The sequence below is a fragment of the Microbispora sp. CSR-4 genome, from assembly GCF_008033685.1.
Classification (GTDB): Bacteria; Actinomycetota; Actinomycetes; order Streptosporangiales; family Streptosporangiaceae; genus Microbispora.
Genome location: NZ_VJVX01000001.1, coordinates 424204 through 450199 on the forward strand (window position 1 = coordinate 424204; position 25996 = coordinate 450199).

The following is a 25996-nucleotide window of genomic DNA, read 5'->3' on the forward strand; positions in this document are numbered from 1 at the left end:
GGCTACTCCCAGGCCGGGCCGGCGGCGGGCGCGTCCTCGCGCAGCACCGTGCCCTCGATCAGCCCGTACGGCCGGTCGGCGGCGAAGAAGACCTCGCCGTCGTTGTCCAGCCCGAAGGGCGCGAGATCCACGAGGAAGTGGTGCTTGTTGGGCAGCGACAGCCGCACCTCGCAGACCCCCGGGCACTCGGCCAGCACCCGGGTGCCCATGGCGTACAGGGTCTGCTGCAGCGACAGGCTGTAGGTGTCGGCGAAGGCCGCGAGCAGGGCGGCCCGCGCGTTCTCGTAGGTCTTGTCCCAGTCCTGTGTCGCGTCCTGGGAGGCGTCCGCGTGCCGCCAGGCCACGTCCACCGCGGTGGCCAGGACGCGGTCGCGGGTCTCCGGCAGCGTCGTGTACTCGTCCTTGGCGAAGCCCCAGAACTCGGAGTTGGTCGTGTTGAGCACGACGAGGTCGCGCAGCCCGGAGACCACCCACGACGCCGTCCCGTCGTAGTGGGCCACGCAGGTGCGGACCTCCCGGCCCGAGCGGACGAACGAGTGCCCGAACGCGCCGTTGCGCTCCCAGGCGTGCTCCTCGACGGCGACCCTCGCGTGGTGGATCGCGGGCTGGGAGTCCACGAAGTGACGCGCCAGCAGCAGCGCGAAGTCCTCGATCGCCCCGACGCCGTGTTTCTTGGCGAACGCGAAGACCGTGTTCTTCTGCGTGTCGGTGGGCAGGACGGCGGAGTTGTCCCCGCTCAGGTGCACCTCGGTCATGTCGCCCGACAGCGACGTGCTGACCGTGAGGTCCTTGATCCGGTGGGCGTCGCCGTGCCGGGTCACCCGTACGACCCTCGTCTCGGCCTTGCCATACCTGTTCGGCCCCAGAACGGCCATGTCAGCTCCCCCGGTAGGTCGAATAGGCGAACGGGCTCAGCAGCAGCGGCACGTGGTAGTGCTCGCCGGCCTCCCGGATGGCGAACACGACGCTCACCTCGGGGAAGAACGCCTCGTTCCCCAGATAGGCGCCGGTGTCGAACACGAGCCGGTAGGTCCCCGGGCGCGGGTCCTCGGCCGGGTCCCATTCCCGGCCCAGCGGGGTCCACTCGCGGATGCGGCCGTCGCCGTCGGTGCGGCCCTCCGCCACCGGCACGAACCCGTGCGCGGCGCGGCGCGAGAGCCGTACGAACAGGTCCTTGGCCGGCCGCCCGGCGGCGGTGTCGAGCACGTGCGTCGAAAGGCTCACCGGCCCTCCCAGAGCTTGGCCAGCCGCAACGCGACGATCTTCGACAGTTCGTCCCTGACGACCTTGCGCTCGGTCTCCTCGTCGTTGCCGAGCCGGTCGCGCAGCAGCGCCAGCAGTTCGCCGGCCTCCCGGCCCGTCGCGCAGACCAGGTAGACGTGGCCGAACCGGCTCTCGTAGGCGGCGTTGCCCTCGCGGAGCGCGCCGAGCACGTCCCGGCCGGCGTCCGCGGTTCCGGACTGCTCCGACCGCGACCACGCGGCCTCGCGTCCCGCACCGGCGGGCCGTTCGCCGATCCGCGGGTGCGCCGCCAGCGCCTCCAGCACGTCGTCCCAGGTCAGCTCCGCGAGGGCGGCCTCGCTCGCGCGCCGGAGCCCGTCGAGATCGCCGTACGGCCCGCGCGCGGCGACCGCCTCCACCCATCTGGTGGAGGCGCAGCAGGACCGCAGATCCTCCCGGCTGAGTTCGCGCATGCCCGTCAGTCAACCGCCGGGCCCGGGGCGATTCCAGCGGTGCGAAGTCCGAACCGGGCGCCCCGCTCCGGGGGCCGCTTTGTACGTTGTGACAAAGGGGGCGGCATCAGCCTGCGCCAACGCCCTGTGCCACTACTCCGCGCCACTACCCGGTGCCAATACTCTTGGGAGCATCATGACTCCTTCCAATCTCATCGGCGGACACGTCTTCGTCACCGGCGGTCTCGCCAAGGGCGGGCTGAAGTACGCGGCCGACATCGGCGCGGAAGTGATCCAGGTCTTCGTCACCAACCCCCGAGGCTGGGCGCTCTCCGAGGGAAACCCGGCGGAGGACGCCAAGCTCCGCGAGTCGGGCATGCCCGTCTTCGTGCACGCCGCGTATCTCGTGAACTTCGGGTCGCCGACGCCGGAGACCCTGGAGAACTCGATCGCGGTGACCCGGCACACCCTGCGCAGGGGCGTCGAGACCGGCGCGCTCGGCGTGGTCGTCCACACCGGCTCGGCCGTGAGCCAGCCGCGCGAGGCCGCGATGCGCCAGATCCACGAGCGCCTGCTGCCGGTGCTGGACGAGATTCCGGACGACGGTCCCGACCTGCTGCTCGAACCGATGGCGGGCCAGGGCCAGATGCTCTGCGCGACCGTGCAGGACCTCGGCCCCTATCTGGAGGCCCTCGACCATCACCCCAAGGTCGGCGTGTGCCTCGACACCTGCCACGCGTTCGCCGCGGGGCACGACCTGGCCGCGCCGGGCGGGGTGAAGGAGACGATGGACGCGCTGAACGACGTCGCCCCCGGCCGGCTCAAGCTGATCCACGCCAACGACTCGAAGGATCCCTGCGGCTCGAAGCGGGACCGGCACGAGAACATCGGTGCGGGGCACATCGGCGCCCAGGCGTTCGGCGACCTGATGCGCCATCCCACGGCCGCCGGGGTGCCCATCTGCATCGAGACGCCCGGCAAGGTGGAAAAGCACCGCGAGGACATCGAGCTGCTCAAGAAGCTGCGCGGCGACTGACCGGCATGTTCCCGGTGCCCGCCGGTCCCTCGCGTCACAGCGGGTTCCGGGGCGAGCGGTTTCCTGGCGACGGCTCCTCCGGGTGAGCGGCCTTTCCGAGGTGAGCGGCCCTTCGGGTGAATGACTCTCCCGAGGCGAGTGGCTCTTCCGGAGTGAGCAGGTCTCCCGGGGGATGCGAGTCTTCCGGCGGACGCGGCTCTCCCGGCGGACGCGGTTCTTCCGGCGGACGCGGCTCTCCGGGTGATCGGGATGGGGCGTTCGCGGCGATCCGGCGCCCCCGTATGGCCGGATCGCCGCGCACCCCCCGATACGCGTGGGCGGGGCCCTTCCCCCCCGAGTAGGGCCCCGCTTGGTAACCAGTCGGTGACAATCTGCTCACCTTGTGATTACCCCGCGTGTCTTGCGACGTGCGAAAGACTACGAGGTGTAGTCGGGCGGCGGGATGGCCCTTCGGACGAGCGGTCTCTAGTTAGCGCCATGCGGCCCGCTCCCGCACGACGAGCGGGCCGCGGAAGACGACGAGCGGTAGATCGGGGCGCACGAACACACCCCCCGGCACGGGCTCACGGACGGAACTGCCGGACGAGCTGCTCCCGCACCTGCCGGGTGTGCCGCCTGCTCACCGGCAGCGTCTCGCCGCCCACCTGCAGGACCACCCGCCCGGCGTCGAAGCGAAGCTCGCTGACGTGCCGCGCGTTGACCAGGGTGCTGCGGTGGGCCCGGACGAACCCGGAGCCCGCCCAGCGGCGTTCCAGCGCCGCGAGGGACATCCGTACGAGATAGACGGCCTCGGCCGTGTGCAGGCGGACGTAGTCGCCGTGTGCCTCGGCGTAGCACACGTCCTGCCGGGCCACGAACTTCGTGCGGCCCCCGAGCTCGACCGGGATCGTCTCCAGGTCCTCCCCCTCGGCGCCGGGAGGCGCGACGGCCGCCGAGAGCCGCCGTACGGCCTCCGCCAGCCGCTCCGGGCGTACGGGCTTGAGCAGGTAGTCGACGGCCTCCAGCTCGAACGCCTGGACCGCGCAGTCGTGGGCACTGACGAAGACCAGGCGGGGAGGCATGGGGAACCCGCCGATGAGCCGGGCGAGGTCGAGGCCGTCGAGGCCCGGCATGCGCACGTCCAGGAACACGCCGTCGAGGCGCACCCCGTCGGCGATCATCTGGACCATGTCGTGCAGGGCGGCCCCGCCGTCGGTCGCCGTGCTCACGTGCTCCACCCGGGCGTCCTGGCGGAGCAGGAAGGCGAGCTCGGACAGGGCGGGGACCTCGTCGTCCACCGCGAGGACACGCAGCATGGCGTCCACCGTGCCGCGTGCCCGGCCCTCCGCGCAAGGGGTGACCGAACGGTAAGTCACATTCCCGATACGCTCCGCCACTTTCCAGTGCGCAGTGAGGCAAGTTTCCCGCCAAGACATAGTAGAGCTATTGGCCTTTGGGCGTCTAACAGGACTTTTGTCCGTTAGGGCTGCTTACCGTTGAACAGGTAGCCCAGGCCCACCGAGGAACTTCGATGAGCATCAGGCCCGACAGGTGCCTTTTTTTCTCCAACTCGATCCAGGCGCGGGTGACGCTGACCGTGGCGGCGGTGTCGGTGCTCGTCGTCGCGGTGATCACCGTGGGCTTCTGCCTGCTCGTCCGCCACCGGATCGAAGCCGAGATCTACCAGGAGACCCGCAGGGTCGCGATCGAATGGATCGGCTCGATGGAACACGGGCGGATTCCGCCGCCGGCGCCGACGGCACGGGTGCCGCTCGTCCAGCTCGTCGACTCGCGCGGCCAGGTGGTGGCGGCCGGGCCCATGGCCGGCGATCGGCCGCTGAGCACGGTCAGGCCGACCGAGAACCACTTCGACGACGTGACCGAGTGTCCCGAGGGCAAACCGTGCATCATGCTCACCGCCGCCCGGGTTCCGATGTTCCAGTCCCGGGAGTTCTGGCAGGGCGAGCCCCACTTCGTCTACGCCGGCACGGACCAGCCGCCCGCCCTGCGCGGGCAGCGGCTGGAGCTCTTCAGCGCGCTCGGCGGGGTGCTGCTGGTGGTCCTGTGGACGTGGACGACCTGGCGGGCGACGGGCCGCATCCTGCATCCCATAGACACGATCCGGCAGCGGATGTCCGAGATCACCGCCCACGACCTGTCCCTGCGGGTGCCGCAGCCGTCCGGCCAGGACGAGATCTCCCGGCTGGGCCGCACCGCGAACGAGACGCTCGACCGGCTGGAGTCGGCGGTCACGCGGCAGCGGGAGTTCGCCGCCGTCGTGTCCCACGAGCTCAAGTGCCCGCTCGCCGGCCTGCGGACGGGGCTGGAGGAGGCGCTGCTCTTCCCGGAGATCGACGCACGCGAGGCGATCGCCAGGTCGCTGCCGGCCGCCGACCGCATGCAGCGGATCATCGACGAGCTGCTCACCTTCGCCAGGCTGCGCAACACGCCGTCCTCGCTGGAGCCGGTCGACCTCGGAGCGCTCGTACGCGCCGAAGCGGCGGCGCGTACCACGGGCGTGCCGGTGCGCACCAGAACCGAGCCCGACGTGCTGGTCCTCGGCAACCGCGTGCAACTGGCCAGCGTCGTGACGAACCTGCTGGTGAACGCGCAGCGCCATGCCACCCGTCAGGTGGAGGTGAGCGCCCAGCGCGCCGGGGCCCAGGCGCAGGTGGTCGTGCAGGACGACGGCGAGGGCATCGACGAGAAGGACAGGGAGCGCGTCTTCGAACCTTTCGCCCGGCTGGAGGCGGGACGACGCCTCGATCCCCACGGCAGCGGCCTCGGCCTGGCCCTGTGCCGGGCGATCGCCGTGGCGCACGAGGGCAGCCTGTGCCTCGAGGACTCCCCGCACGGTGCCCGCTTCGTCCTCCGGCTCCCGCTCATGACCGGCTGAGCCCCGGTCGGGCCGGGACGGGGCGGGGGCGGGTCTTGGGGATGCGCAGCCGGATGCGGGTGCCCTTGCCGGGCGCGGTCTCCACCATGAGCCCGTAGTCCTGGCCGTAGAGGTGGCGCATGCGCAGGTCCACGTTGCTCAGCCCGATCCCGCTGCTCTCCTCGGCGAGCGCGGCCCGCAGGTGTTCGGGGTCCATGCCGACGCCGTCGTCCTCGACCCAGATGTGCGCCTCCGGCCCGGCGTCCCTGATCACGACCCGGACCTCCCCCGGCATGCCGTGCTTGATGGCGTTCTCCACCAGCGGTTGCAGGCACAGGAACGGCACGTCGACCCGCAGCACCTCGGGAGCGACCTGGACGGTGAAGCGCAGCCGGTCGCCGAACCTCGCCTGCTCAAGCAGCAGGTAGCGGTCGACGCAGCTCAGCTCGTCGGCGAGCGAGGTGAAGTCGGCCGCCCTGCGCAGCGCGTAGCGGATGAAGTCGGCGAAGTCGAGCAGCAGCTCGCGGGCGCGCTCGGGATCGGTCCGGACGAACGAGGCGATCGTGGTCAGCGAGTTGTACACGAAGTGGGGCGAGATCTGCGCCCGCAGCGCCCGCGTCTCCGCCTCCAGGGTGCGCCGGCGGGAGGCGTCCAGCTCGGCGAGTTCGAGCTGGCCGGACATCCAGCGGCCCACCTCGGCCGCCGTGCGCATCAGACCGGCGCCGATCTCGGTGTCGTACGCCGCGAGCGCGCCGACCGCCCTGCCCTCCACGGTCAGGGGGACGACCACCCCGTGCCGGTCGCCTTCCGCGGCGGAGGCGAGGCGCGGCCTGCCGCCCGCCATGGTCGCGCGCACCTCCGCGAGGACGGCCTCGTCGGCCGGCACGCCCGTTCCGTTCCTGGCCAGGACGCGGTCACCCGTGGCGACCACCAGGCCGGCGGTGCCGAGCAGCGTCCGCAGGTGCCGCGCGGCGCGGCGCGCGGAGCCGCGGGTGAGCCCGGCGCGCAGCGAGCCCGCCGCCAGCCCCGCGACGCGCAGGGCGAGGAACATCGCCTCCTCCGGCAGCGCGCCGGGCGCCGGCCCACGACCGGCGAGAGCGCGGCCCAGCGCGCCGCCGCAGACCCCGCAGAGCGCGCACAGCGTGACCCAGACGGCTGAAGACACGCCGGACACCGTAGCCGCTCGGCGGCCTCACGGTGGGCCGTCGCCCGGGTCCTCCTGGTATGAGTAGCGCTGCTCCTTCCAGGGATCGGCCACGTTGTGATAGCCGCGTTCCTCCCAGAAGCCGCGCCGGTCCTCGGTCAGGTATTCGATCGCGCGCACCCACTTCACGCTCTTCCAGGCGTACAGGTGCGGCACCACGATCCGTACGGGATAGCCGCGCTCGGGGGACAGCGGGTTCCCGTCGAGGTGCGTCGCGAACAGCGTGGCCGGCCGGTCGAAGTCGGACATGCGCATGTTGGCGCTGAAGCCGTACTCGGCCCAGACCATGACGTGACGCACGCCGGGCGCCGGGGGCACGCGGTCGAGCAGCACCGACGTGGGCACGCCACCCCACTCGTTGCCCATGAGGGAGAACTTGGTGACGCAGTGGAAGTCGGCGATGACGGTCGTCGTGGGCAGCGCGGAGAACTCCTCCCACGTGAAGTCGTGGACCCGGCCCGAGGCCGTGGCGCCGAACACCTGGAACCGCCACGTCTCGGGGCGGAACGCCGGGACCCGTCCGTAGTGGACGACGGGCCGTCCACGTGGGACGTACTGGCCCGGCGGCAGGCGCGTCTCCTCCTCAGGGTTCTCCGGCACGCACGCCATCCTGCCATCCGCCCGGAGTGCGGCCGCACCGGCCCCCTGGGGGTGGGGGTGCGGCACGACAAGGACGCGTGCGCTATATTTCGTCGCATGCGCACCGCTTGGTCGTTTTGGTATGGCGACGGACCCGTGAGGACCGATCGCCTCCATGCGCTGCGCTGACAGCCACGGCGAACGAAGGCCCCGGGTCCAACGGACCCGGGGCCTTCGTCGTTTTTCCCCCGACCCGCACGATCAACAGCGACAGGAGTCACCATGGTCATCGTCATGGCCCCCGAGGCAACGCAGGACGACATCGAGGCGATCACCGACGTCGTGGCCGCCGCCGGAGGCGAGGCGTTCGCGAGCCGCGGCGTGAACCGCACGATCATCGGCCTCATCGGCGACGTCGAGCAGTTCGCCGCGCTCAACCTGCGCGCCATGCCGGGCGTCGCCGACGTCGTGCGGGTCTCCACCCCGTACAAGCTCGTGAGCAGGGAGAACCACCCGCAGCGCTCCACGGTGACCGTGCGCGGCGTCCCGATCGGCCCGGACACCGTCACGCTGATCGCCGGCCCGTGCGCGGTCGAGACCCCGGAACAGACGCTTGAGGCCGCGCTGATGGCCAAGGCCGCGGGCGCGACGCTGCTGCGCGGCGGCGCCTACAAGCCGCGCACCTCGCCGTACGCCTTCCAGGGGCTGGGCGAGAAGGGCCTGCGCATCCTGGCCGACGTGCGCGAGCAGACCGGGCTGCCGATCGTCACCGAGGTCGTGGACGCCCACGACGTGGCGCTCGTCGCGTCGTACGCCGACATGCTGCAGGTCGGCACCCGCAACGCGCAGAACTTCGCGCTGCTGCAGGCAGTGGGCGCGGCGGGCAAGCCGGTCATGCTGAAGCGGGGCATGACGGCGACCATCGAGGAGTGGCTCATGGCGGCCGAATACGTCGCCCAGCGCGGCAACCTCGACATCGTGCTGTGCGAGCGCGGCATCCGCACCTACGAGCCCGCCACCCGCAACACGCTCGACATCTCGGCGGTCCCTGTCGTACAGCGGCTGTCGCACCTGCCGGTGATCGTCGACCCGTCGCACTCCGGCGGCCGGCGCGACCTCGTGCTGCCGCTGTCGCGGGCCGCCGTCGCGGTCGGAGCGGACGGCCTCATCGTCGACGTGCACCCCCACCCCGAGCAGGCCCTGTGCGACGGCCCGCAGGCCCTGGTGGACGGCGACCTGGACGCCCTCGCGGCGGTCATGCGCGACTTCCCCCCGCTGGTGGGCCGCACCGCCGCCACCGGCGCGACGACGCCGTCCGCCATCCCCGCCTGAACCCGTCTGCTGGGCCCGGGGACCGCGTTACGCGGTCCCCGGCTCCTGCCAGGCCGGGGAGGGCTCAGACGTCGAGCTTGTACGGCTGGATCGAGTCGGCGAGCTGGGCGGCGAGGTCCTCGGCGTCGAGGCGCTTCTCGATCTGCTTGAGGTCCTCGATCTTCGCGCGGGTCTCGGCCTGCCGGGGCGCGAGCAGCGTGCAGCAGTCCTCGTCGGGCAGCTCGGAGATCTCCAGCGTCCCGATCCTGCGGGCCTCGGCCATGATCTCGGTCTTGTCCAGGCCGATCAGCGGGCGCAGGATCGGCAGGTCCACGGCGTGGTCCTGGGCCGTGATGTTGGCGAGGGTCTGCGAGGAGACCTGGCCGAGGCTGTCGCCGGTGACCAGCGCCTCGGCGTGGATGCGGTGGGCGACCTCCTCGGCCGTCTTGAGCATCAGCCGCCGCTGCGCGATCACCGCGAGCCGGTCCTGGCCGGAGTTCCTGATCGACTGCTGCGCCTTGCCGAACGGCACCACCCACAGCCGCGACTTGCCCTGGAACTTGTCCAGGTTGCGCACCAGCGCGTACGCCTTGTAGATCGACTCGGAGGTGGTGAACGGGATGCCGGAGAAGTGCAGGAAGTCCACCCGCAGGCCGCGCCGCATCATGCGGTAGGCGGCGACCGGGGAGTCGATGCCGCCGGACAGCAGCGCCAGCGCCCGGCCGCTGGAGCCGACCGGCAGGCCGCCCTGGCCCGGCCGGCCACCGGTGAACAGGAACGCCTCGTCCTTGTCCACCTCGATGTGCACGGTCAGCTCCGGGTTGCTCAGGTCGACCGGCAGCCCGTAGGTGTCGTTGATCGCCCCGCCGACCACGCGGTCGAGCTCGTTCGAGCGCAGCGGGAAGCGCTTGTCACGACGCCGCGACCGTACGGCGAAGCGCGCCTTGCGGGCCACCTCGTCGCTGTCCCTGATCAGCTCGATAGCGGCCTTGGTGATCGCGTCCGTGTCCTTCGCCACCCGCCAGGCCAGATGGACCAGCACGATGCCGGGCACGTCGGCCACGCGGGCCGCCACGGCCTCGGCCTCCTCCACCTCGGTCCCCGCGGGCAGGAACAGGGCGATCACCCCGTGCCGCTGGCGGATGTCGACCCGGTGGTCCTTGAGAGCGTGCTTGATGTTCGCCCGCAGGCGCATCTCGAAGATCTCGCGGTTCCGGCCCTTCAGAACCACCTCGCCTAACTTGAGCAGCACCGAGGGCTCTCCGAGGGCGGTCATGGTCATCTGTGGAAACCTCCGGAACGGACGTGGACGGCCGTCACGCCGGGGAGGGCTGCGGCCAGGGGACGTTCGCCAGGGACAACGCGTCGCGGCGATGCAGGCTTCCCACTGTAATGCCGCCGCCGCGACAGCGCCGATCAGCACCCGGCGCCCCGCCATTCTTTGCCCTGCCGCGTCGTCGCGCCGGGGGCGTCCCGGACTCCGGGCCGGTCACCGCGCCGGAGGAACCTCCGTCGATGGCCCCGCGCTAGTCGAGCTCGGCCAGGCCCTTCTCTATCGCGTAGCGGACCAGTTCGACGCGGTTGTGGAGCTGGAGCTTGCTCAGCGTGTTCTGCACGTGGTTCTGCACGGTGCGATGCGACAGCACCAGGCGCTCGGCGATCTGCCGATAGGTCAGGCCCTTGGCGACCATGCGCAGCACCTCGGTCTCCCGGTCGGTCAGCCGGGGGCCGTCCTGCGCGGCGTCGCGGCCCGGGCCTGCCGTCCGGTGGGCCAGCCTGCGATACTCCCCCAGCACCAGCCCGGCCAGGCCGGGGGTGAAGACGGCGTCGCCCTCGGCGGTGCGCCGGACGGCGTCCAGGAACTCCTCCCGGCTCGCCGATTTCACGAGATATCCGGAAGCGCCCGCCTTGACCGCTTCCAGGACGTCCTCCTCCTCGGCGCTGGCCGACAGGACGAGCACGCGCGGCGGGACGGCGGACGCGCCGAACCCCCGGGCCACCTCGACGCCCGGCAGGTCGGGCAGCCGCAGGTCGAGCACCACCACGTCGGGCCGCACCGCCGCCGCCACGCGCAGCGCCTGACGGCCCTCCCCGGTGGTGGCGACGACGTCGTACCCGGCCTCGGCCAGGTCGCGGGCGACCGCCTCCCGCCACATCGGATGGTCGTCCACCACCATGACCCGCACCCGCGGGCGTTCCCGGCGACCGGCGCCCTCACCGGCCGCCGGGCGCGCGGGATCGCCGGCGCGCAGCCGTTCGTCTCCGCTCACGACCGCCTCCCGCTCGCCTCGTCCGCGCTCGCCTTGTCCGCACCCACTGGGACCGTCAGCTCGATCTCCGTTCCCGTACGCGACGAGGTGATGGCCACCGTGCCGCCGAGGTCGGCCACGCGGCCCCGGATCGAGCGGGCCACGCCCATGCGCCCCTCGCGGGCCGCCTGCTCCAACCGGCCCTCGGGGATGCCCGGCCCGTCGTCGCGTACGGTGACGACGACCGCGCCGTCGTCCTCCTCCGCGAGTATCCACGCGCGGGTGCCCTCGGGACAGTGCCGGGCGACGTTGTCGAGGGCCGCGCCGACGGCCGCCGCCACCTCCCGCGCGCTCCCGGCCGGCAGCCGCAGCGGTGTCGCGGGCGCGGACACCGTCACCCCGGAGGTGCCGTACGGCCGCAGCAGCTCGCGCAGGTCGACATCGGATTCCGCCGCGCCGGTCCCCGTGGAACCAGGAGAGGTGTGGGCGAGGCGGCGGCGCTGCCACACCGGAGCATGGAGACCGGGCGGCGGGGCGGGATCCGGCTCCTCCGCCACGGGCGGGGCCTGCACCAGCGCCCGCAGCGCCGCCTCCTGCTCCCCCGCCAGCCTGCCCAGCTCGGCCGCCTCGCCGCCGATCTCCGCGCCCCTGCGCTGCACCAGGGCCAGCACCTGGAGCACTGAGTCGTGGATGCCGCGGGCGAGCCGCTCCCGCTCGCGGCCGGCCGCCTCGATCCGCGCGGCGCGCCGCATGCGCTCCTCGGCCTCCCGCGCGAGCCGGGCGACATGCCCGACGACCACTCCGGCCATGAACATGAGCACGGCGCCGTTCACCGGGATCGAGGCGAGATCGACCCCGTTGCCGCTGCGCAGCCACAGGTCGGCCGCCGACATGACCGCGGCGGCGACCGCACCTGCGCGGCGTCCCCGCGCCACGCCGTACGCCAGGACGGGGCCGGCCGCCCAGGTCGCCGTGATCGGGATCGCCCCGGCCAGCATGTCGTCGCGGCTCTGCGCGTACGGCGCGGCCAGCAGGCACGCCACCGTGACGACGAGGTCGGCGGCCAGCAGCGGCCCCCGCCGTGCGGAGGGAGGCGGGACGAGCATGACGACCGTCCAGACGGCCATCACGCCGACGACGGCCCAGGCCACGGCGGGACGGGTGTAGCCGCCCGCCCTGAGCACGAGCAGCGCCGCGTACGCGAGCGACGCCACGCGGAACACCGCGATCGCCCGCCAGAACGGTCCCTCGATGCCCATCGCGCGGCGACCTCTCCTGATCGAGCCGGGGAGGGCCGGGCCCTCCGCTCACATACTCGGGCAATCGCCGCGCCCGGGGGGCTCACTTCGCGTGATTCGGGGCCTTTCATGCGTACGGCTCCCGCGGGGCGACGCGGGAGCCGTACAGGATCGTGCGCGGGCCCTGGTGACGGGCCCGCACCGATCAGCCGAAGAAGACCTCGGCCTCCTCGTAGCGGGAGACCGGCACGGTCTTGAGCTCGGCGGTCGCCTCGGCGAGCTCGACGCGGACGATGTCGGTGCCGCGCAGCGCGACCATCTTGCCGTAGTCGCCCTCGTGCACCGCGTCGATCGCGCCCAGGCCGAAGCGGGTCGCGAGCACGCGGTCGTAGGCGGTCGGGGTGCCGCCGCGCTGGATGTGGCCGAGGACCGTGGTGCGGGCCTCCTTGCCGGTGCGCTTCTCGATCTCCTTGGCGAGGACCTCGCCGATGCCGCCGAGACGCACGTGGCCGAACGCGTCGAGCTCGCCCGCCTGCAGCGCCATCTGGCCCTCGAGCGGGTGGGCGCCCTCGGCGACGACGATGATCGGCGCGTAGCGGGTCTTGAACCGCGACTCGACGTAGGCGCAGACCTTCTCGATGTCGAACGGCTTCTCCGGGATGAGGATGACGTTGGCGCCGGCGGCCATGCCCGCGTGCAGCGCGATCCAGCCCGCGTGACGGCCCATGACCTCGCAGATCAGCGCGCGGTGGTGCGACTCGGCGGTGGTGTGCAGCCGGTCGATGGCCTCCATCGCGATGTTGACCGCGGTGTCGAAGCCGAAGGTGTAGTCGGTGGCGTTGAGGTCGTTGTCGATCGTCTTGGGCACGCCGACGACCTTCACATCGCGATCGAACAGCTGCTTGGCCACGCCCAGCGTGTCCTCACCGCCGATGGCGATGAGCGCGTCGACGCCCTGTGCGGCGAGGTTCTCCTTGATCCGCTCGACGCCGCCCTCGATCTTGATCGGGTTCGTGCGGGAGGAACCGAGAATGGTGCCGCCGCGCGGGAGGATGCCCCGGACGGCCTGGATGTCGAGCGGCATGGTGTCGCCCTCCAGAGGGCCACGCCAGCCGTCGCGGAATCCGACGAACTCGTGCCCGTACACGCCGACGCCCTTGCGGACGACGCCGCGGATCACCGCGTTCAGCCCGGGGCAGTCGCCGCCTCCGGTCAGGACTCCAATACGCATGACGGGTTCTTCCTCCATCTGGGATTACGCGTGGAATGGCGCGGCCGGCCCGACGCAGGCCCCGGCACTCCACCGCACCGCATTCTGCCTGAGCCTATCTCAATGGTCTAGACCAAAAGGAGAGGCTACGCCACCCGGCCGACCAGACCAACTCAGTCTCGCACGACGAGACCGCGCTCGTCGTGAGTGGCGTCTTCCCAACCGGCCGCTGCGGCTCTATCTTTGACTTCGTCAATCATTTCCTTGAGTTAGGCAAGGGAAAAATGGACATCGTTTCCGAAGTCCGTGCGTTCAACCGCTTCTACACGTCCGTCATCGGCGTGCTCGGGTCGGGAATGCACGACACCCCCTACTCCCTGACCGAGGCGCGGGTGCTGTTCGAGCTCGGCACCAGGGACGCCGCCGACACCGCCGACGTCAGGGCAATGCTCGATCTCGACCCCGGCTACCTGAGCCGGATCCTCACCAGGTTCGAAGGCGACGGGCTCGTGTCCCGGGAGCGGTCGGCCGAGGACGCCCGCCGCCAGGTCGTACGGCTCACCCCCAAGGGCCGCGACACCTTCGCCCTGCTCGACCGGCGTTCGGCCGACGAGATCGAGACCCTCCTGGCCAAGCTGACCGATCCGGAACGCCGCCGGCTCGTCACCGCGATGGGCACCGTACGCAGCCTGCTGGAGCCCGGCGAGCGGCGCGAGCCGTACGTGATCAGGCCCCCGCGGGCGGGCGACCTCGGCTGGGTGGTGCACCGGCACGGGGCCCTCTACAGCGAGGAGTACGGCTGGGGCGCCGCGTTCGAGGCCCTGGTCGCGCGGATCGTCGCCGAGTACGTCGAGGACCAGGACCCCCGCCGGGAGGCGGCCTGGATCGCCGAGGTGCACGGCGAGCCGGTGGGATGCGTCTTCTGCCTGCGCAAAGGCGACACGACGGCCCAGCTCCGCCTGCTGCTGGTCGAGCCGTCCGCCCGCGGCATGGGCATCGGGCGGCGCCTGGTCGACGAGTGCCTGCGCTTCGCCGCGTCGGCCGGCTACAGCCGGATCGAGCTCTGGACCCGCGACGTGCTCGTCAGCGCCCGCCGGATCTACCAGGCCGCCGGGTTCGAGCTGGTGGAGCAGTATCCGAGCGAGGAGTCGGGCATCCCCGTCACCGACCAGATATGGGCCAAGGACCTGTGACCTTCCAGGTCGATCCAGGCGGCCTGTGACCCGCCCGGCCGATCTGGGCGGTCCGGGCGGTCCGGGCGGTCCCTATCATGATCTTCGTGCTGGGACCGGTGCGGCGGACCGTGAGAACGCCGAGACAGAGTGTCGCGCTCGCGGTTTGCGTGGCGGTGCTCGCGGGAGCGGGCGCGGCAGGGTGCGCGGGCGCTCATGTGCCCGCACGGCCCGCCGCCCCTGCAGCCGGGGCCACGACCGAGGTCACCGCCATGTCCGAAGCCGCGCACAGCGTGGTGCGGGTCCGGGGTTACGCCTCCTCCTGCCGGAAACCGCTGGAGGCGACCGGATTCGTCTACGCACCCGAGAGGGTCATGGTCAACGCGCACACCGTGGCAGGAGCGGACCGCGACCTGGAAGTCGTCCTCGGCGACGGGCGGTTCGCCGCACAGGTGGTGGCCTTCGACCCGGAGGCCGACGCCGCCGTCCTGCGGGCGCCCGGGCTGACCGCCCGGCCGCTGCGGTTCACGCAAGCCTCGATCACCGCCGCCGTGGTCGTCGGCTACCACAAGGGCGCGACCGTCCCGGTCGAGCTGCCCGCCAAAGTACGGCCGGACCAGCCCGCCGAGTCGTACGACATTTACAACCGCGTGCGAGTCTCACTGCGGATCCATCGCTTCCAGGGTGCGGCCATCACACCCGGCATGTCGGGCGCTCCGCTGGTCTCCGACGGAGATCGGGTGGCGGGGATGGTCTTCGCGGCGGACACGGAGAAGGCCGACGTCGGCTACGCGCTCACGACGGCACAGTTCAGCGCGGTCGCCACGTCCGGCAGGAGGGCCCCCACCGCCGTGCCGCACGACCCCTGCGACTGACATCCCTCGTACGCCGGGGGCTGCGGTCCGCCAGGCGAGTGGGCCGGATCGCGGCGGAGGGCCCGGCGATCCGTGTCGTCCGGCCTCGCCAGGCCATTGCCGGTTCAGGCCCGGAAGAGATCATGGAACGGCCCGCGGACCTCGACGGTCACGACGGCCGGGGCGGGCCGCCCGCTCCGGGACGGACGGCAGGAGAAGTAGAGCCGGTCGCCGTCGGGCGACATCGCGGGCCCCGTCACGGCCCAGCCGCCCGTGACACGCAGGAACGGCGCCGCCCGGTCACCGGCGACGAGGGTGAACCCGCCGTCAGCGCAGCCGCCCGGCGTCCCGGCCGTTTCGTGCAGCACGGTCAGGCACTCGCGGGCGGCGTCGTACGCCCACACCCGGCCATCGCCCTCGGTGACGAACCGCATTAGGCCATCGGAAAAGTGGCAGTCGCCGCCGCCCGCGAACCTCCTGGCCCCTCTCACCTGCTCCCGCAGGGGCACATAGTGGGGCACGTGGTCGGGGAGTGCCGGGATCGGCACCCGTTCCCACGTCACGGACTCCTCGCCGGGGTCGCCGGCCAGCACCTCCAGCACGCCCGTCGTGAGGTCGCCCCGGTCGTCCGGGCGGAACCGATACAGGCATCCGTCCGGCTCCCCCTCCGTGAGGTAGACGACGCCCCGGTCGGGATCACAGGCCACGCCGGCATGGGTGAACAGGCCCATCCCGAGCCGGGGCATGGGGGCGCGCCGGCCGTACGGGTCGCATTCGAAGACCCGGCCGTACGGCGTCCGCTCGCCCGAGATCCAGGTGTGCCATGGCGTGGCGGCGCCGGGCCCGCAGCGGTCGGCGCCGGACAGGATGCGATATCCGCCGCGCAGGGTCCCGTCCGGGGCGAAACGCAGCGCGGTCACGCCGCCGAGCAGCGGCAGCGCGCAGTTGGACACGTATATCCAGCCGTCCTCGTCGGGGAAGCAGCCGCCGTCGTCCGGGGCCGCGGGCCAGACGACTCCCCCGGCACGCTCTCCCGACCGCGCCACGACCCGGGCGGCGAAACCCGGCGGCAGGGCCCGCAGCACGTCCGCCGGGAACGGGTCATCCGGATCTCCCGGCCCGTACGACTCGTATGGCTCGTACGACTCTGGGCCGGGCGGCCCGTAGGACTTGTGCAGCTCGCGGTCGGGCGGCCCGTAGGACTCGTACGGCTCGTGACCGGGCGGCTCACCTCCGTCGCCAGGCCGTGCGAACGCCGCGCGCCACAACGATCCCGGCAGCGCCGAGAGCGCCACCGATCGGACGGAAGTTCCCTGCACCGCTGACCGCCTCCTCGCCCTGCCCCTGGTCATGCCGGCCGCCCACCGATGGGCCTGCCGAGTCCCCGCACCCCCGGCCGGCTGGGCGTGCGGCGCGTGGTGCGTGGAGCGTGGTGCCCGCCGGGCCCGGTTCGCCCGTCCAGGCTCAGGAGGGGCCGCACCCTCCTCCGTTCGCTCGTTCCGCACGGGCCGTCCCTCGTTTCCCGCCTCGCGTTCTCCTGTCCCTCGGCGGCCCGTCGCACACGTCGCTGCACCCAGTCGATCCGTTTCGTGTGAACGGCGGGAGAAGCGGCGTTCCTCACCGAGACGAACTCTTCGAAAACCATGACGCCGCATGACGGAGGCGATATTGACAGTGTCATTATGACAGTGTCATCGTGGAGGCATGAGCGACACCTGGACGATCGGCGAACTGGCGGAGCGGGCGGCGGACCTGCTCAGCCAGGAGCGGCGCGTCCACGGCCGGGAGCCGGGCAGCGGCGGTGGTCCCGAGTCGGGCGCCAAGGGCCGGGAGCCGGGCAGCGGTGGTCCCGGGCCGCGAGCCGACGGCCCCCAGTCACGCGCCAACGGCCCCGAGCCCCGCCCGAACGGCCCTGAGCCGCGCGCCAATGGCAGAGTCCGCGAAGTGCCGAACGAACGGCTCATCCGCTGGTACACGACGATCGGGCTGCTCGACCCCCCGCTCGGCCGGCGCGGCCGGGTGGCCCTCTATGGCCGCCGTCACCTGCTCCAGCTCGTGGCCGTGAAGCGCCGCCAGGCGGAGGGCCGGTCCATCGCCGACATCCAGGCGGAACTGGCGGGCGCGACCGACGCCATGCTTATGCGCGTCGCCGGGCTCACCGAGCCGTTGCCAGGACCGGCGCCCCGGCCGCTCTCCCCGCCCGCTCCGCCTTCCCCGCCCCCTCCGCACCGCCCGGCGGTCCCGGCTCCGGCGAGCGCCGCGGACCGTCCTCCCGGCCCGCCGTCCCCTCCGGCACCACCGGCGCCCGGTTGGCACGGGGCGAGCTACGGGGCGAACCCGGAAACCGACGCCGAGCCCGCCATCCCGGACATCGCACGGCCTGCGGCCCGCGACCGCTTCTGGGCGCGCCCGGCCTCATCCGCCGCCACGGCCGGCTCAGGCCACTACCTGACCCCGAACAAAGACATCGCACACGGAGACACCCCCCACAGGAACTCCCCGCGCAGAGGCGCCACGCGCGGAGACGCCTTGCACGGGAACACCCCGCATGAGGACATCGCACGCGGGGACGCCGCGACTGTTGACGCCACACCCGCGAACACCGGGCCCACGGAAACCGGGCCCTTGAACGCCGGGCTCATGAACACGGGGCTCATGAGCACAGGGCCCATGAGCACAGGGCCCATGAGCACAGGGCCCATGAACGCCGCGCCCCTCGACGTCGTGCTTCCGGACCTCACGTTCTCGGAGGTCGCACTCCCGGACGTCGTGCACGGCGTGCGGCTCGCGCCCGGGGTGACGGTCCTGCTCGACCGGGCTCACCGGGTCCCGGACGGCCACGAGGTGGCGGCGCTGCGCCGGGCCGCGGCTCCACTTCTCGCGGCCCTCGCCGCGCTCGGCCTGGCCGGGCCGTTCGAGAGCGCCCGCGACCCCCACGACGCCTCGGCACTCGATCCACATGCTTCCGACACGTCCGACCCGCTGGAGGGATGACGCCATGACCGTTCCCATCACACCTCTGCGGCCGGAGGAGTGCCGGCCCGTGCCGGACGCCGGGCTCGGAGCGCTGGAGACCGAGAAGGGCAACCTTCCCCTGGAGAGCGTGGACGTCACCGCCCACGTCACCGGACTGGTGGCGGGCGTCGAGGTCGTCCAGACCTTCCGCAATGCCTTCGACGTGTCGCTGGAGGCGACGTACGTCTTCCCGCTGCCGCCGCGGGCCGCGGTCACCGCCTTCCGGATGGAGGCGGACGACCGGGTCATCGAGGGCGTGCTCAAGGAGCGCGGGCAGGCGCGGGCCGACTACGACCGGGCGCTCTCCGAGGGGAGGCGTGCGGCGATCGCCGAGGAGGACCGGCCCGACGTGTTCACGATCAGGGTCGGCAACATCGTCCCCGGGGAGCGCGTGGTGGTCCGCCTCACGCTGAGCCAGCCGCTTCCCTACGAGGACGGCGCTGCCGAGTTCCGCTTCCCGCTGGTCGTGGCACCCCGCTACATCCCCGGGGCTCCGCTGTCCGGCCCGTCGGCGGGCGGCGGCGTGGCGCCCGACACCGACGCCGTGCCCGACGCATCCCGGATCACGCCGCCCGTCCTGCTTCCCGGCTTTCCCTATCCCGTACGGCTGTCGCTCGCGGCGACGATCGACCCCACCGGGCTCGACCTGCGTGAGGTCCGTTCCAGCCTGCACGAGGTCGATCGGGAGGGCGACACGATCAGGCTGCGGCCCGGCGAGCGGCTCGACCGTGACTTCATCCTGCGCCTGGCGTTCGACGCCTCCTCGTCACTCGCGCTCGTGCCGGACGACGCCGCCGACGCCACGGACGCCGGTTCGCCCGGCGACGAGGGCACGGCCCACGACGGCGGCACGGCTGACAGCAGCGGCACGGCTGACGGCAGCGGCGCCGCGAAGGGCACACCGGAGGACAGGGCACAGGGCACAGCGAAGGACCCGGCCAGGGACCCGGCTGACGCCGAGGGAACCTTCGTGCTGACCCTGCTGCCGCCGCCGGATGACGGCACCCGCACCGCGTCCCGTGACGTCGTCCTGCTGCTCGACCGATCCGGCAGCATGACGGGCTGGAAGATGGTGGCCGCACGGCGCGCCGCCGCCCGGATCGTCGACACGCTCACCCGGCATGACCGGTTCGCCGTGCTCTCGTTCGATTCGGTCGTGGAGCGGGCCTTCTCCGACGGCCTGGTGGAGGCTACCGACCGCAACCGATACCGCGCCGTCGAGCACCTGTCCCGGCTCGACGCACGCGGGGGCACGGAGATGCTCGCTCCCCTGGAGGAGGCCCTGCGGCTGCTCGATGACCACAACGCGCCCACCCACACCGCGCCCACCCACACCGCGCCCACCCACACCGCGCCTACCGGCAACATGCCGGGCCACAACATGCCAGGCCACACCGCGCCGACCCACACCGCGCCCGCCCCGGGGGCGGCCACCGGCACGGACCCCGGCCGGTCGGGTGGGGACGGCGGGTACGGCGGATCCGGCCCGTCCCGCGAACAGGCACGCGACCGCGTGCTCGTCCTGGTGACCGACGGCCAGGTGGGCAACGAAGACCAGATCCTCGAACGCATCGGCTCCCGCCTGCACGGCATCCGGGTGCACACCGTGGGCATCGACAGGGCGGTGAACGCGGGGTTCCTCGGGCGGCTGGCCCTGGCCGGCTCGGGCCGGTGCGAGCTGGTCGAGTCGGAGGACCGGCTCGACGCGGCGATGGAGCACATCCACCGCCGCATCGGATCGCCGCTGGTGACGGACATCGCGCTGAAGGCGGAAGGCGTGGATCTCGTGGCGGACACCGTCACGCATGCCGGCTCGCTCTACCCCGGCGTCCCTCTGGTCGTGAGCGGACGTTACCGGGGGCGGCGGCCCGCCGGAGCCCTCACGGTGCAGGGCCGTACGGCCGACGGCCGCCCCTGGGAGGAGCGGATCGAGGGCCGTCCCGTCCGCAACCCGGCGGCCCGGGCCGTGTGGGCACGGGCATATCTGCGCGCCCTGGAAGACCGATACGCCATGGGCGACCACTCCCTCGAACGGCGGATCGTCGACGTCTCACTGCGTTTCGGCGTGCTGTGCCGGTTCACCGCCTTCGTGGCCGTCGACACCCGCGTCACCGGCGAAGGCGGCCCGGAGCACCGGGTGATCCAGCCGGTCGAACCGCCGAGCGGCTGGGAGATGCCGACCGCGATGCCGATGGTGGCACCCGCCGCTCCGATGATGGCGAGAATGGCCGCGTTCACCACGGCCCGCCCTGAGATGCCTTCCGCCGCGGCGGCTGAAGGGCCCATCGCGGCGGCTCCGCCGCCCGGCGCGCCCCCGGCCGTACCTCCTGTCGCGCCTCCGGCCGCACCGCCTGCCCCGCCTTACGCCGGCGCGCCCGCACCGGCTCGGAGACGGGGCGCCCGTGGGTTCTCCATCGGTCGTTTCCTTCCGCATCCCGGCGAAGGGTTCGCCCCTGTCACGGATTTCGAGGGCATCCGGCCGCTGCTGGCCGAGGAACTCGCGAAGCTGGGCGAGGCGGAGTCGCTGCCCGAGTGGGAGCGGCGGCGTTATCTCGCGGATCTCGCCAGTCGCCTGCGCGTCCTCGCGCAGATGGCAGGTGGTCACCCGGATCTCGCCGCACTCGCTGCCGACCTGGAGAGAGCCGAGTGGGCCGAGGTCTCACTCGACGACCTCTGGCGGCGGACGGTCGATCTGCTGACCATCCTGACCGGCGGGCCCGGCGTCGGCTCGACAGGCCCGACGTCCCCCGGGTCCACGACCCCTGGGCACGCGTTCCCGGGTCCCTTGGGTTCCCCGGGCTCCGCGCCCGGACCGAAGGAGGGCCGGCGTCCTTTCTGGAAGCGATCGTGAGACGCCATCCGGGAGAGGCCGCGACACGACAGGGCTGAAACGAATGCGGCCGGGACGCCCGGCGAGGAAGCCGGGCCCCGGCCGCTTCGGGTTCCGCTGTAAGCGGAGCCCTTTACGAGGGTTCGGGTAGGCGAATGACATCGGACGGCGGGGTGGGTGCAGGACGCCGAGGCTCCCTCACCCCTCCCGTGTCAGGCCGATCGTCGCGTCCACCTGCGGGGACGGGAGACCGGCGGCGCAGCAACCGATTGAGAAGCCCTTTCAGCCCCATATGCCACCAACGCCTGAGATTGTCGATCGGTTCCTCACCGCGAGAGCCAGCCGCGTGCTCGCCGATCACTGGTCGCTGGTCGCTGGTCGCTGGTCGCTGGTCGCTGGTCGCTGGTCGCTGAAAGCGTGGCCGCCGGAGAGAACGCAGTCCAGCCTCTTGGTTCGAGATCGTTCCCGAATCGTTCCCGAGATCGTCCCGGCGATCGCGATTCCGGTACGGCCCTACCGGTCCTCCTTCGGCACTACCGGTCTGGCCACCGACGGAGGCCACCGAGGTGGGCTGTCTAGATGGGTGCACGCCGCTCAGACCGGTGGAGGCGGGTGAAGGCCGATGGAGGCTGCCGTGCCGGGGCCTCGCGCGGGCATTCCGGAGACGGCCGTACTGGTGATCGGCAGATCCGCCGACCGGGCCTGCGGTCCGATCGGCATGCGTCGCCGTCGCGGGGATGGTCCGCTCCGCGAGCCCGACCGAGCCGGCGCCGGTGACTGGCGGCACCCGCTTCGGGTAACGGTCACGAGGTTAGGCTTTCGAACATGCTCGAAGTGGATACGCAGGCGAGGTCCAAGCCCGCTCACCCGGTGCCGGAGGAGGGGCTGAGCATCGCCGAAGCCGCCCGCCGCACCGGTGTCAGCGTGCACACGTTGCGCTACTACGAACGCGCCGGTCTGGTCTTCTCCCCCGTCGGCCGCACCACCGGCGGCCAGCGGCGATATCACGGGGTCGACCTCAAGTGGATCGTCATCTGCACGAAAATGCGGGCCACCGGCATGCCCATCAAGGCCATCAGGCGCTACGCCCAGCTCGTCTCCGCAGGAGTCGGCAACGAGCAGGAACGGCTTGCCCTCCTCGAAGCCCACCGCGCGGAGGTGGCCGCCAAGCTCGCCGAAATACAGGAGAACCTCAGGCTCATCGACCACAAGATCGACGTGTACCGAGGTCGTCTCGCCGCCGGTGACGCCGATCAGCTGTGGGCACCCAGCCAGCCAGCGGACGCCCGCTGAGCCACTCCCCCACGTACGGCGGGCCTCCCGCGCCGCAGTAGAGCCGACCCCTGGGCGTGGACTTCGCGGGCGACCGGCGCGCTGTTGCCTGCAGGAGCGTGAGCTGTTCGGGTGTCGCGGCCTGTGCGGGCAGGAGAGCCGGTCGCTGCTCCGACTCGGCCGGGGAACCGGCAGTCGAGCCCGGCTCGGCCTTCAGGCCGCGCCATACGGCCCCGCGACTCCACCGCACACGGCGGACCTCGCGCACCATCTGCACGCGGCACAATGCCGCGCCTCGACCGGCTCGGCCGACCGGCCAGAGGCGTCCGAGACTCGGTCCGGCCGACGGTGAGGCCGCGACGCCGGTTCCCCGCGTGAGCACGTAGGGTTGCCCGGTATGAACCCAATCGTCCTCGACGGCGGTCTCGCCACGCACCTGGAGACACTCGGCTGTGACCTGAGCGACGACCTGTGGTCGGCACGGCTGCTCACCGACGATCCCAGCGTCATCCGTCAGGCGCACCTCGACTACTTCACGGCCGGAGCCGATGTCGCCACCACGGCGAGCTACCAGGCGAGCATCCCCGGGTTCGTACGGCACGGCCTCACCACCCAGGAGGCCCGCGACCTCATCCGGCTGTCGGTGACGCTTGCCGTACAGGCGAGGGACGAGGCCGGGCACGGGCTCGTCGCCGCGAGCGTGGGACCGTACGGCGCCTACCTGGCCAACGGCGCGGAGTACACCGGTGACTACGACCTGGACGAGGACGGCCTCACCGAGTGGCACCGGGAGCGGTTCGAAATCCTCGTCGGCGCGGGGGCCGATCTGCTGGCGTGCGAGACGATCCCCTCCCAGACCGAGGCGCGGGCGCTCGCGAGGCTCCTGCGCGAGACGCCGACCGTGAAGGCGTGGGTCACCTTCTCCTGCCGGGACGGCGAGCACATCAGTGACGGGACGCCGTTCGAGGAGTCGGCAGCGATCTTCGCGGACCTCCCGCAGGTGGTCGCCGTGGGCGTGAACTGCACCGCGCCGCGCTTCATCCCGGACCTGATCAAGCGCGGGGCCTCGATCGTCTACCCCAACTCGGGCGAGACGTGGGACGCCGCTAACCGGCGCTGGCTGGGGCTCGCCGATCCCGTCGAGTTCGGCAGGGCGGCGGCCGGGTGGGCCTCGCTCGGCGCCCATTATGTGGGCGGCTGCTGCCGCACCACCCCGGCCCACATCCGCGAGATCCGCGCCCAGCTCGCCTGAGCATGCTCCCACGCCACATGTGAGAGGCGAGACGCGCGAGAGCTCCATGCGAGAGGCGAGACCCGCACAAGAGATCTGCGCGCGAGACCGGCTCGCCACGTGAGAGCTGCACGACAGACCTGCACGCGTTGCCACGCCGGCGGCGGACCGCCCGTTCGTGGGGTGTATCCCGCCGCCGGCTGCGTGCTCGGTCAGCCCATGGCGGCCGGGCCGTCGGTGCTCCGGGCGGCGAGCGGGATCTCCTTGAGGAAGAAGGCCACGACCAGCGCGAGGGCGACGAAGGGCAGGCTGGCGAGGAACACGTCGTCGATCGCGCTGGTGAACGCGACCAGCACGTGATCCTTGACCGGCTGCGGCAACTGCTGGATCGCCTGCACGTTGTTGGCGTCCACGTGCCCCGGCGGCATCCTGCCACCGAACTCCACGGTCAGGTAGTGGGTGAGCCGGTTGGTGAGGACCGCGCCCATGATCGCCGTGCCGATGGCGGCGCCCATCATCCGGAAGAACGTCGTGGAGCTCGTCGCCACGCCCATGTCGGCGCGCTCCACCGCGTTCTGGATGGCCGTGACGATCGTCTGCATGGTGAACCCGAGCCCTGCGCCGAAGAGGTAGGCGTAGACCGCCACCTGCCAGTACGGCGTGTCCACCTTGATCGTGGACAGCAGCCACATGGCCACCAGGAGGACCGCCCCGCCCAGGATCGGGAAGATCTTGTATCGGCCGGTCCGGCTCATGATCTGGCCGGAGGTGATGGACGTGGAGAAGATGCCGAAGACCGCGGGCAGCAGCGCCAGGCCGGACACGGTCGGCGACATGCCCTGGACGGCCTGGAGGTAGACCGGCAGGAAGATCATGCCGCCGAACATCGCCAGGCCCGCGAGGAAGCTGAAGGCGTTGCCCACGCTGAAGATCTTGTTGCGGAACAACCGCATCGGCAGGATCGGCTCGGCCGCCCGCAGTTCGACGAACACGAACAGCGCCGCGAACCCCACGAATCCGGTCAGCAGGGCCAGCGAGCCGGGAGCCGTCCAGCCGATGTCGCCGCCCGCCCAGTCGAGGTAGAGCAGGAAGCACGACACCCCGGCCACGATCAGCGCCGCGCCCAGGTAGTCGATGCGGTGGCTGCGCCGGGTGAAGGGGATCCGCAGCGCCATCGAGGTGACGACGAGCGAGATAAGCCCGATCGGCAGGTTGATCCAGAAGATCCACCGCCAGCCGGGGCCGTCGGTGAAGAAGCCGCCGAGCAGCGGCCCGGCGACGCTGGAGGTGCCCCACACGGCGCCGAAGTAGCCCTGGTATCGGCCGCGTTCACGCGGCGGGATGACGTCGCCGATGATGCTGAACGCCAAGGCCATCAGCCCGCCGCCGCCCAGGCCCTGGATCGCCCGGAAGCCGATGAGCTGACCGATGTTCTGGCTCAGCCCGGCCAGCACTGAGCCGAGCAGGAAAATGCCGATGGCGGCCTGGAAGATCGTCCGCCTGCCGTACAGATCGGAGATCTTGCCCCACAGCGGGGTCGCCGCGGTCGAGGTGAGCAGGTAGGCGGTGACCACCCACGACAACTTGTCGAGGCCGCCGAGCTCGCTGACGATGCGCGGCAGGGCCGTGCCGACGATGCTCTGGTCGAGGGCGGCCAGCAGCATTCCGGCCGCAACTCCGGAGAGCACGACCAGGATCTGACGGTGCGGCAGATATCCCGTCTCGGCCTGCTGCTTCTCGCGGACGCTCATGCCGGGCACCCGCACGCGGCGACCCGAATCCGCCGCCCGCGACCGGCGGCCCGGACACGGCGCCCACAGGCGGCGACCCGGGATGTGGCTTCGCGGACGGCGTCTCCGGCGCGGCGCCCGCGAGCGGCGCGCCGCGCCCTGTCCCCGGCCGCGCACCCCGCTGTGTACCAGGCCGTATCCCCGTCTGTGTACCAGGCCGTGTTCCCGTCCGCGTGCCGGGCCGTGGTTTCGCGGGGTACGGCGGACCCGCTCGCCGGGATCATGGACGGGCCGTCCAATCCGTCACCCGCGCCGTCACCCGCTCCGTGCCTCGCGGCGCCGGGCTCGGCCCATGTGCGGTGCCTGCGTGCTGGCATGCTCCTACGCCTTCCGATCCGAACGTGTCTGAACGTCCCAAGGTGCGCGGCGAACACCGCAACGTTACCCGTCCGGTCCGGAAGTATTAGGAATTCTCGCGAGCTGCCCGGGTCGTTTCCGTCTTGGCCGCCGCCGCGTACCTGTCGGACGTACTCCTGGG

Annotated in this window: 21 protein-coding genes; 9 read left to right on the forward strand and 12 right to left on the reverse strand. The window is 72.0% G+C overall.

Going from position 1 to position 25996, the window contains the following annotated elements; translation table 11 throughout:
- Positions 1 to 2: 2 nt before the first annotated feature.
- From pucL to uraD, 3 genes are read right to left on the reverse strand one after another with little or no spacing between them, the layout of a single operon-like run.
- A complete protein-coding gene (gene pucL / locus FLV34_RS02000) occupies positions 3 to 875 on the reverse strand; it encodes a factor-independent urate hydroxylase (protein WP_142644941.1) in 873 nt (290 codons plus the stop codon).
- 1 nt (position 876) lies between these two features.
- Complete coding sequence (uraH, locus tag FLV34_RS02005; protein ID WP_142644940.1) at positions 877 to 1224, reverse strand: hydroxyisourate hydrolase; 348 nt, start codon at positions 1222 to 1224, stop codon at positions 877 to 879.
- Positions 1221 to 1694 carry a 2-oxo-4-hydroxy-4-carboxy-5-ureidoimidazoline decarboxylase gene (uraD, locus tag FLV34_RS02010; RefSeq protein WP_142644939.1) on the reverse strand — a complete coding sequence of 158 codons (474 nt, stop codon included), beginning with the start codon at positions 1692 to 1694 and terminating at the stop codon, positions 1221 to 1223. The genes uraH and uraD overlap by 4 nt, the downstream gene beginning before the upstream one ends.
- A 175-nt stretch (positions 1695 to 1869) precedes the next feature.
- Here uraD and FLV34_RS02015 point away from each other — a divergent pair, with 175 nt between their 5' ends.
- Complete coding sequence (locus tag FLV34_RS02015; RefSeq protein ID WP_147942222.1) at positions 1870 to 2709, forward strand: deoxyribonuclease IV; 840 nt, start codon at positions 1870 to 1872, stop codon at positions 2707 to 2709.
- Positions 2710 to 3272: 563 nt separating this feature from the next.
- Here FLV34_RS02015 and FLV34_RS02020 read toward each other — a convergent pair.
- Positions 3273 to 4004 carry a LytTR family DNA-binding domain-containing protein gene (locus FLV34_RS02020; RefSeq protein ID WP_142644937.1) on the reverse strand — a complete coding sequence of 244 codons (732 nt, stop codon included), beginning with the start codon at positions 4002 to 4004 and terminating at the stop codon, positions 3273 to 3275.
- Positions 4005 to 4219: 215 nt separating this feature from the next.
- Between FLV34_RS02020 and FLV34_RS02025 the strand changes: the two genes are divergently transcribed.
- Positions 4220 to 5584, forward strand: a complete 1365-nt coding sequence (locus FLV34_RS02025; RefSeq protein ID WP_142644936.1) for a HAMP domain-containing sensor histidine kinase — start codon at positions 4220 to 4222, stop codon at positions 5582 to 5584.
- On the opposite strand, the gene FLV34_RS02030 is transcribed toward FLV34_RS02025, so the two are convergent.
- Both FLV34_RS02030 and FLV34_RS02035 read right to left on the reverse strand, forming a co-directional pair.
- Entirely contained in the window at positions 5571 to 6728 is a 1158-nt protein-coding gene (locus FLV34_RS02030; protein WP_260617008.1) for a sensor histidine kinase, read from the reverse strand. The genes FLV34_RS02025 and FLV34_RS02030 overlap by 14 nt on opposite strands.
- Before the next feature lie 27 nt (positions 6729 to 6755).
- Positions 6756 to 7376: a sulfite oxidase-like oxidoreductase gene (locus FLV34_RS02035; protein ID WP_142644935.1), complete on the reverse strand. Its 621-nt coding sequence runs from the start codon at positions 7374 to 7376 to the stop codon at positions 6756 to 6758.
- A gap of 252 nt (positions 7377 to 7628) precedes the next feature.
- Here FLV34_RS02035 and aroF point away from each other — a divergent pair, with 252 nt between their 5' ends.
- A complete protein-coding gene (gene aroF, locus FLV34_RS02040; protein ID WP_142644934.1) occupies positions 7629 to 8678 on the forward strand; it encodes a 3-deoxy-7-phosphoheptulonate synthase in 1050 nt (349 codons plus the stop codon).
- Between the two features lie 64 nt (positions 8679 to 8742).
- On the opposite strand, the gene thiI is transcribed toward aroF, so the two are convergent.
- From thiI to FLV34_RS02060, 4 genes are all read right to left on the reverse strand, one after another.
- Entirely contained in the window at positions 8743 to 9939 is a 1197-nt protein-coding gene (thiI, locus tag FLV34_RS02045) for a tRNA uracil 4-sulfurtransferase ThiI (protein WP_142616738.1), read from the reverse strand.
- A 244-nt stretch (positions 9940 to 10183) separates the two neighbouring features.
- A complete protein-coding gene (locus FLV34_RS02050; protein ID WP_142645211.1) occupies positions 10184 to 10834 on the reverse strand; it encodes a response regulator transcription factor in 651 nt (216 codons plus the stop codon).
- 89 nt (positions 10835 to 10923) lie between these two features.
- The gene (gene macS / locus FLV34_RS02055; RefSeq protein ID WP_147942223.1) at positions 10924 to 12165 is read right to left on the reverse strand and encodes a MacS family sensor histidine kinase; all 1242 of its coding nucleotides are present in this window, start codon (positions 12163 to 12165) and stop codon (positions 10924 to 10926) included.
- Between the two features lie 184 nt (positions 12166 to 12349).
- A complete protein-coding gene (locus tag FLV34_RS02060; protein WP_142644932.1) occupies positions 12350 to 13375 on the reverse strand; it encodes a 6-phosphofructokinase in 1026 nt (341 codons plus the stop codon).
- 263 nt (positions 13376 to 13638) lie between these two features.
- On the opposite strand from FLV34_RS02060, the gene FLV34_RS02065 reads away from it, so the two are divergent.
- Together FLV34_RS02065 and FLV34_RS02070 are read left to right on the forward strand one after the other, a co-directional pair.
- A complete protein-coding gene (locus tag FLV34_RS02065) occupies positions 13639 to 14547 on the forward strand; it encodes a helix-turn-helix domain-containing GNAT family N-acetyltransferase (protein WP_142644931.1) in 909 nt (302 codons plus the stop codon).
- 251 nt (positions 14548 to 14798) lie between these two features.
- Positions 14799 to 15401 carry a trypsin-like peptidase domain-containing protein gene (locus tag FLV34_RS02070; RefSeq protein WP_147942224.1) on the forward strand — a complete coding sequence of 201 codons (603 nt, stop codon included), beginning with the start codon at positions 14799 to 14801 and terminating at the stop codon, positions 15399 to 15401.
- A 104-nt stretch (positions 15402 to 15505) separates the two neighbouring features.
- Here FLV34_RS02070 and FLV34_RS02075 read toward each other — a convergent pair whose 3' ends face one another.
- Complete coding sequence (locus tag FLV34_RS02075) at positions 15506 to 16699, reverse strand: PhoX family protein (protein WP_261985617.1); 1194 nt, start codon at positions 16697 to 16699, stop codon at positions 15506 to 15508.
- A 385-nt stretch (positions 16700 to 17084) separates the two neighbouring features.
- Between FLV34_RS02075 and FLV34_RS42135 the strand changes: the two genes are divergently transcribed.
- From FLV34_RS42135 to mmuM, 4 genes are all read left to right on the forward strand, one after another.
- Positions 17085 to 18374 (forward strand): helix-turn-helix domain-containing protein, encoded by a 1290-nt coding sequence (locus FLV34_RS42135; RefSeq protein ID WP_261985618.1) that lies wholly within the window; start codon positions 17085 to 17087, stop codon positions 18372 to 18374.
- 4 nt (positions 18375 to 18378) lie between these two features.
- Positions 18379 to 21246 carry a VIT domain-containing protein gene (locus FLV34_RS02085; RefSeq protein ID WP_261985619.1) on the forward strand — a complete coding sequence of 956 codons (2868 nt, stop codon included), beginning with the start codon at positions 18379 to 18381 and terminating at the stop codon, positions 21244 to 21246.
- A gap of 804 nt (positions 21247 to 22050) precedes the next feature.
- On the forward strand, positions 22051 to 22518 hold the full coding sequence (locus tag FLV34_RS02090) for a MerR family transcriptional regulator (protein WP_147942226.1): 468 nt from the start codon (positions 22051 to 22053) through the stop codon (positions 22516 to 22518).
- 376 nt (positions 22519 to 22894) lie between these two features.
- Positions 22895 to 23749, forward strand: a complete 855-nt coding sequence (gene mmuM / locus FLV34_RS02095; protein ID WP_142644927.1) for a homocysteine S-methyltransferase — start codon at positions 22895 to 22897, stop codon at positions 23747 to 23749.
- Positions 23750 to 23940: 191 nt separating this feature from the next.
- Here the strand turns inward: mmuM and FLV34_RS02100 are convergent, their stop codons facing one another.
- Positions 23941 to 25479 (reverse strand): MDR family MFS transporter, encoded by a 1539-nt coding sequence (locus FLV34_RS02100; protein ID WP_142644926.1) that lies wholly within the window; start codon positions 25477 to 25479, stop codon positions 23941 to 23943.
- Positions 25480 to 25996: the final 517 nt, after the last annotated feature.